The sequence below is a fragment of the bacterium genome (assembly GCA_035281585.1).
GTDB lineage: Bacteria > UBA10199 > UBA10199 > DSSB01 > DSSB01 > DATEDP01.
Genome location: DATEDP010000143.1, coordinates 1 through 6931, shown reverse-complemented (window position 1 = coordinate 6931; position 6931 = coordinate 1). Strand labels below are relative to the sequence as shown.

At 61.7% G+C, this 6931-nt stretch carries 5 protein-coding genes and 2 riboswitches; all 5 genes read right to left on the bottom strand.

The features are described from left to right. The coding region (locus VJR29_13175) for a hypothetical protein (GenBank protein HKY64359.1) at window positions 1–566 on the bottom strand (566 nt) is incomplete at its 3' end. 10 nt (window positions 567–576) lie between these two features. Then, entirely contained in the window at window positions 577–1908 is a 1332-nt protein-coding gene (locus VJR29_13170) for a hypothetical protein (protein ID HKY64358.1), read from the bottom strand. Window positions 1909–2033: 125 nt separating this feature from the next. Further along, a riboswitch (cobalamin riboswitch) is annotated at window positions 2034–2173 on the bottom strand. A 487-nt stretch (window positions 2174–2660) separates the two neighbouring features. After that, entirely contained in the window at window positions 2661–3866 is a 1206-nt protein-coding gene (locus VJR29_13165) for a DUF11 domain-containing protein (protein ID HKY64357.1), read from the bottom strand. A gap of 75 nt (window positions 3867–3941) precedes the next feature. Then, window positions 3942–5906, bottom strand: a complete 1965-nt coding sequence (locus VJR29_13160) for a TonB-dependent receptor (GenBank protein HKY64356.1) — start codon at window positions 5904–5906, stop codon at window positions 3942–3944. Window positions 5907–5930: 24 nt separating this feature from the next. Next, window positions 5931–6137, bottom strand: a riboswitch (cobalamin riboswitch). 197 nt (window positions 6138–6334) lie between these two features. After that, window positions 6335–6580 carry a CopG family antitoxin gene (locus VJR29_13155; GenBank protein HKY64355.1) on the bottom strand — a complete coding sequence of 82 codons (246 nt, stop codon included), beginning with the start codon at window positions 6578–6580 and terminating at the stop codon, window positions 6335–6337. Between the last annotated feature and the right edge of the window lie 351 nt (window positions 6581–6931).

The following is a 6931-nucleotide window of genomic DNA, read 5'->3' as shown; positions in this document are numbered from 1 at the left end:
CCGGCTCCCGGCGTGAAGGAGACGACCTGGTCGACGTAAGGGTCGGAAGGCTGAGGTGTCGGGATGGCGGTGGCATCGGGCGTCGGCTCCGGGTTCGAGCTGGGGCTCGGCGAGGGAGTGGCGCTCGGCGTCGGTGTCGGGCTGGGCGAAGCGCTCGGTGTTGGCGAGGGCGATGGCAGGCGACCGAAATCGCGCTCGCCGGCGGTGACCCGGAGGCTGACCTCGCGGTCGCCGGCGCCGGCCTGGATTAGAAAAGTTCCCGGCGCCCGGAGGTGGAGCTCGCCCGGCTTCACGAAGGCGCCGAGACCGGTGTCGGAGCTGGACCAACGCACCTTCTCCTCGGGACCGGCCCCCCGGACTTCCAGCGGGACGACTTCGCCGGCGTAGACATTGACGATCTCGCTGAGCGGGGCCGCGGCGTTGCGCCGGTAAAACTGGAGCTTGGCGCTGCCGTCGCCGCTCGCTGGTCCGACCGGATAGTCCGGCCTGAAGCCGGCGCCGTTGCCGCAGCCGCCGAGCAGGGCGCCGCTGAGCAGCAAGACCAGGATTTTGGCGGCCAAGCGCATCGCGAATCCTTTAGTAAGTCGTCGCGGTCGAGACCGTGCCCGGCGAAGAGGTCAGGACGAAGAGATCGGGTCCGGTGAAATCGCGGCCCGGGACGCCGGGGCGGATCGCGATCGGACCGGCGCCGGTGACGCCGGGATTGTCGGGAAAGGCGAAATCGAGGGCGCTGGGCAGCACGGCCCGCTCGGCCGAGTTGAGGTCGATCGCATTGACCGCCGAGCGGTTGAAGCTCGAGACGAGGAGGACTTGACCGCCCTCGGCGATTTCCTGGTCGCTGATGAAATCGGCGGCCTCGTCGCTGACTTGGATCGGATTGCTTTCGCCGCGGAGGGCGCTGAAGCTCGCCAGGTCGATCTCGTAGACCTCGCTGAAGCTGGAGCTGCCGATGAAACCACGCTTGCCGTCGGCGCTGACCGCCAAGGGCTGAAAGTTGAGCGCGACCTCGCCCAGCTCGAGGGTCCGAGTCACGGTCAGAGCCAGCGGGTCGATTTCATCCAAGAAGGAAGACGTCTCGGGCATGGAACCGGCGCCGCCCAGGGCGGTGTCGCCGGTGCTGGTGGCGATCAGCTTGCCGCCCGCCACCGTGAGGCCGGTGGCGTTGAAGCCGCTGAGTGCGATGTAGGGCGTGGCGGCCGGCGTGAGAAAGGGCGGCTGGTTGTTGATGTCGTAAACCAAGACCAGGCCCTGAACATAGAAGGAGTTGAAGCCGGCATCGAAGCAGGAGCTGCCCATCGAGACGAAGGCCCGGTTGCCGATCACTTGGAGGTCGGCGGCGAAGTTCGGCGAGAAGGCGCCGGGACCGACTTCGGTATCGGCCACCGTGTCGAAATCGTAGTCGCAGGGGCCCGAGAGCGGCAGGGCCTCGGCGAGCTCGATCGGCGCGGCGAGATTGACCTTGTCGAAGATCGCGCCGCTGGTCGGGTTGTAGTAGATCATCCCGCTGCTGCCGAGCACGAAGGCCGAGGTGGTGCTGATGATCCGGACATGGTTGGGGAAGGCCGCTTCGGGCACGGTGCTGAGGTCGAGGGTGGCGAAAGATTCCGAAACCTTCAGCGGATTGGAGTTCAAATCGATCGGGATGATGCCGGCCGGCGCGAAGTTGGCGACGAAGGCGGTCGACTGCATGCCGTTGGCCTTGGGGATCGCGATCTCGGGCGGGAAATCGCCGCCGAGGGCGAAGGCGTTGAGGGTGGCGGTGGCCAGGGCGAAGGATTCGGAAGTGGTGAGGCTGCCGCTGCCGCTGCCGCCGTCGTTGTTGCCGCCGGTGGTTTCGATGGTGCCCGATCCGCAGGCCGCGGCGAGCAGGGCGATGGCCAAGACTGAAGTCCGAAGCGAGGTCTTCATGGAAACTCCTCTGAGATCGCTTTTCGGGAATGGGGGAGGTGGGGCCGAAGGGCCTGGGCGAGCGCGAACGCAAGCTGTTTACCTCACTCTTTCCGCGAAGAGTCGACTGGTATGGCCTACGTTTCAGGTCTCCTGACTTAGGAGCTTTGGCGCTTCGCCTTGCCTTCCCGTCGAGATCGACAGTGACTGACGGCGAGAGAGCGGCTCCATCACAGTGGCGGGACCGTGCCTGATTTGCTTTTCGAAAGCGTACAGGTCTTCCCTTGGACGTAGGACGGATTTCCTCGGGCACTAGCGCTGATTTGGAAACCTTGTCAAGGTTTTGCCCTCTCGCGCGGTAGCAAGGGCCTTTAGGCCCGCCTTGTGGCTGGCGTGGAGTTCGGCGCCGACTTTCGTCTTTCTGCCCGGGAGGGGAGTCCGGGGGACATCCTCTTCACTTTTTTTCCTGGCCCTCAAGCCGGGCCAGGAAAAGCTTGGTCCATCGATGTCTATTGGATGCTTTAGGGTGATCGACGGCCCAAAAGCCGTTCCGAGGAGTCCCCCGGACTCCCCTCCCTACCGTTGTGCCGGTACCGGTTCTTACCTTTTGGCCAAATCTATCTTACACCCCCCTTTGAAAAAGGGGGGCAGGGGGGATTTGAAGCCGTTGCAAAACAATTCTCAGCTCATTGTTTTGCAGGAAATGCGTTGAAAATTTGGCAATAAAAAAGGCCCCGGAAGTCGGGGCCTTTTTTATTGCAAGAAAGGATATTTTATCGCCGACCGCGCAGCCACGAGACGGCCAAGCCGACCAAGAGGCCCGCCATCGGCAGCATCGCCCCGCCTTGGGCCCCGGCGCCCAAGCTGCAACCGCCGCCGGAGATCACCGGATCGCCGGTGTCCGAGACCGCGACCGAAGCCGAGGCCGAATCGTTGCCGGCGTTGCCGTCGATCGTCAGCGAAGTCACCGAGGCGGTGTTGGTCACCGTGCCCTCGACGTCGGCGAAAGCGGTGACCGTGACCGTCACCGAGGCGCCGTTGGCGATATTGCCGAGGTCGCAGGCGAGCGAGGCCAAGTCGCAGGTGCCTTGGCTGCTGGAAATCGAATCGACCACCAGTCCGGTCGGCACGTCGTCGGTCAGCGTCACGCCGATGGCCTCGTTGGGGCCGTTGTTGGTGACGGTGATGGTGTAGGTCACGAGATCGTCGACTTCGACCTCGATGGGGTCGGCGGCCTTGGTGACGGACAAATCGGCGTCAGCCAGGGATTGGCCCAAAACCGCTTGCCAGCCGCCGTCCTGCTCGCCGGCATTGGGTGGATCGGATTCGAACCAGTCGTAGCCTAAATAGATGATCTCGCCTTCGCCGACCGGGATCAGCACGACGGTGGCTAAGTCCAATGTTGGCTCGAGGAAGATGATCTGAGCTTCGGCCGGCCTGCTGGCGGGGTCGATGCCGGCGGTGGCATCGCCATATAACACGGTCGCCGGAGCATTGGCGAAGATTGTCTCGGCCGCGATGGCCTGCTTTTCGCTGGTTTCGTTGTTCAAGGAGGCTCCGGTCATGCTGAAGCCGAAAGCGGCGTTGAGCCACAGTAAGTCCTCGCCACTATTGTCGGCATTGGTGACGACCAAGCGTCCGCCGGCTTCGACGAAGTCGGCGATGACTTGGAGGGCTTCGTCGGAAAGCGCCGCCGAAATGTCGGCCACTTCGGTATCGGGGATGAGCAAGACCTGTTGACCCGCCAAGCCGGCGCTGAAAGCTTCGGGCGTGATCTCGAGGATTTGCAGCAGGGTATGGCCGAAAGATTCGGCGGAGGCCAGCAAATTGCTGCCTTCGTCGCCGGAAGCCCCGCCAGTGGGAACGAAAGCCGGATCGTAGAGGATGGCCACGTTGGTGGCGCCGGCCACCCCGTTATTTAACGCGAGCAACAAGACCGTCAAGCCGAAGCCGGCCTTTAATTTTTTAAGCCAATGCATGTGAGCCTCCATGGGAAAGAGATTGTGGCGGGAATTTCTAATGGGTTCGGAAGCCCCGAACAAGCAAAATTGGCGCTAATTTTTATAACCGAAAGACAGATAAACGCTGGCCCGGGGCAGCGGAAAACCGACCGAGTCCAAGGTCTGGACATTGCCGACGTTCTTCCCCTGGACGGTCAGGAAGTAATGGTCCTTCCACTTGAAGGTGCCGCCGACGTCGACCAGGGCCTTGCCGACGATGAAGCGGGTGTTGCTGAAGTCGATCGGCAGCTTGTCGATGTATTGGACCTCAGCGAAGAAGCCGCCGTACTTCCAAGAGAACTCGACCCGGCCGTTGGCGAGATGGCGGGGCCGGCCCGGCAGCTGGTTGCCGCTGCCGTTCAGCTCGGCATCGAGGAAAGTGTAGTTGCCGGTGATTTCGAGGAAGGAGAGCGGCTTAAGCGCCAGCGACGCTTCGAGTCCCTGGGCGGTGGCCGGTCCGGTGTTGAGCGGGGCGATGGTGAAAACCGAGATCGGGACGAAGACGATGGAGTTGTCGATGGCGTTGCGGAAATAGCTCAGCTCGCCCTTGATCCAGCGCCAGCGGAAGTCGGCGCCGACGTCGAAGCTGATCGCTTGCTCCTTCAGGAGGTCGGGATTGCCCCGGATGAAGCCTTGGTCCGGCAGGTAGAGCTCGTTGAAGCTGGGATAGCGGAAGGAGTTCTCGACGTTGGTCTTGAAGCTCAGCCAATCGGTGGCCTTGCCGACCAAGCCGAAGTGGAGCGCGACGTCGCCGCCGAAGTCGTTGGCATGCTCGTAGCGGACCGAGGGATTGAGCAGCAGCCTTTCGCCGAGCAGGGCGATCTCGTCCTGGAAGAAGACCGCGTTGGTCCGCCGGGTGTGGAGGCCGGAGAGCTTGGCGCCGGCCAGCGGCGAGCTGTCGTTGAAGCGGTCGTAGCGGAAATCGTAGAGGAAGGTGAAGCGGTGGCCGTGGCCCTTGAAGAGCCGCTCGTAGTCGAAGCGGGGCTTGAAGTCGACCGATTGGTTCAGGCTGATCACGTCGATCGGCGGTCCCAGGGCCGGCGTCCGGTCGTGGAAGTGGCTGCGCTCGAAGCGGTAATTGGGGAAGAGGCTGAAGCTCAGGCCCTCGGCCGCGAAATCCTCCCAGACGAAGGAGATCCCGCTGACGTTGCGGACCAAATCCTCGTGGGCGGTGAGCGGGTTGACCGGCAGGAGCTGAGTGGTTTCGAACTCGGTGCCCGGCAAATCCTCCGAGGTGAGGAAGAAGTCGTTGACGAAGGTGAGGCGCTTCTTGGCGTCGAGCTCGGCGTCGACCCGGGTCAGCACTCCTTCGCTATAGAAGCTGTTGTGCAGCCGCTTGAACTCCTGGCCGCCGCCCAAGGTCTGGCCGCCGGCCAATTCGACCCCGGTATTGAGGAAAGTGAAGTCGCCGGCGCTGCTCAAGTGAGTGTGATCGATCACGAAGCCGATCTTGCCGAAGCGCTTGGCGAAGCCTTCGTGGGTTTGGATGGTGAAGAAGCTGCCCTCGCTGAATTTCAGCTCCCAGGCGGCCTTCTCCGGCGCCCGCTTGGTGACGATATTGATGACGCCGCCGATGGCGTCGCTGCCGAACTGGCTGGAGGCGCCGCCGCGCAGGATCTCGACCCGCTCGATGGCGCCGAGCGGCAGGGTCGAGAAATCGACGGCCCCGCCTTCGGCGGTGTTGAGCTTGATCCCGTCCAAGTAGACCGAGACTTGCTCGGCGGTGGAGCCGCGGATGCTGACGGTCGAGAGCTGGCCCAAGCCGCCGAAGTTTTGGACATGGATGCCCACTTCTCGCGAGAGCAGCTCGGGCAGGGTGGTGAGCTGATCGGAATATTCATCGGGATAGATGACCGAGAAGAAGGCCGAGGGCTTGTCGGCGCCGAGCGGATCGGCCCGGTCCTCGACGACCAGCTCGCCGATCTCGGCGCCGGGCTTGGGCGCGGGTTGGGCCGGGGCCGTCAGCGGGCCGAAGCCGAGCAGTGCCGCCGTGACGGCGATGAGAGAGAGATGTCGCATGCTCTTTCCGCGAAGAGGCTTGAAGGTGATCGTCGGCCAATGCCCAGGTTTCCTGACTTAGGAGCGAGGTCTCTCGCAAAGACGCTCGGGCCGCGACGCCTTGCCTTCCCATCCCTGCGGCTAGCAAGGACAGTGACTTAGCGGCGAAGGGCTTGACTCCATCACAGTGGCGGGACCGTGCCGGAATGGACCGGCTTCCCTGGATGCTTCAAGCACCTAAGGTTGGAAATTTACTAAGTCAAGAGGTTGGCCGCGATGTATGGTGTTTTAAAATAGCGGAATTTCTTCTAAGCCAATCCAACCCCTAGTCCTTGTGACCATAGCCCCTAAACCTGGGGCATTTGAAACTTCCCCAAAAAGCCGGATAAAAGGCCGGCTGAAAGGAAGAAAACATTGGTGGGGTTTTCGTCGGGTCGGCTAATGCATTCCTATTTATTAACAGACTTCGCCAACAGGTGCTTGATGAGGGCCTGATAGGGCATATCTCGAGCGCTGGCCTTGGCACGAATTTCATTTAATAGGGATGTGGGTAAGCGAATGGAAATTACCTGAGTGGGCGATACCGGGGGTAATTTAAATCCCAGGTCTTCAAGCTTGAGAGGTTTTTTTCTATTGATTATCCCAGAAGTGTCCTGGGTATCGTAATCTGTAACCTCACGAAGTTTCTTCTTCATAGATCGCCCTTTCCTTTCGAGATGCCTGACGGGCCGTAATAATTCTGACCTTTTTTCCTCGAAGCGTAAATCCAACCATTAAGATCCGATTCTCGAGACCTTTTCCATAAAGGATGAATCTCTTTTCTCCGGCACTGGAGTGCTTGAGATCTCTTCAGTCCGTTCCATTTTTTTGACCTTGGTCGGCGCCGATGGATCGACCTTCGCTTAGCTTGGTTGCGATTCCTCACACTTCTAATAAGCAACATCCGGCAAATAAACCTCGAACGTCGCTCCTTGCTCCGGCTCGCTGGTCACCCGGACGAATCCGCCGCGGGCCTTCACCGCCCGGTGGACTTGGGCCAAACCGAG

Coding starts and splice junctions, on each gene's coding strand:
- VJR29_13170 (HKY64358.1), bottom strand. CDS start 1,908: ATGAAGACCTCGCTTCGGACTTCAGTCTTGGCCATCGCCCTGCTCGCC.
- VJR29_13165 (HKY64357.1), bottom strand. CDS start 3,866: ATGCATTGGCTTAAAAAATTAAAGGCCGGCTTCGGCTTGACGGTCTTG.
- VJR29_13160 (HKY64356.1), bottom strand. CDS start 5,906: ATGCGACATCTCTCTCTCATCGCCGTCACGGCGGCACTGCTCGGCTTC.
- VJR29_13155 (HKY64355.1), bottom strand. CDS start 6,580: ATGAAGAAGAAACTTCGTGAGGTTACAGATTACGATACCCAGGACACT.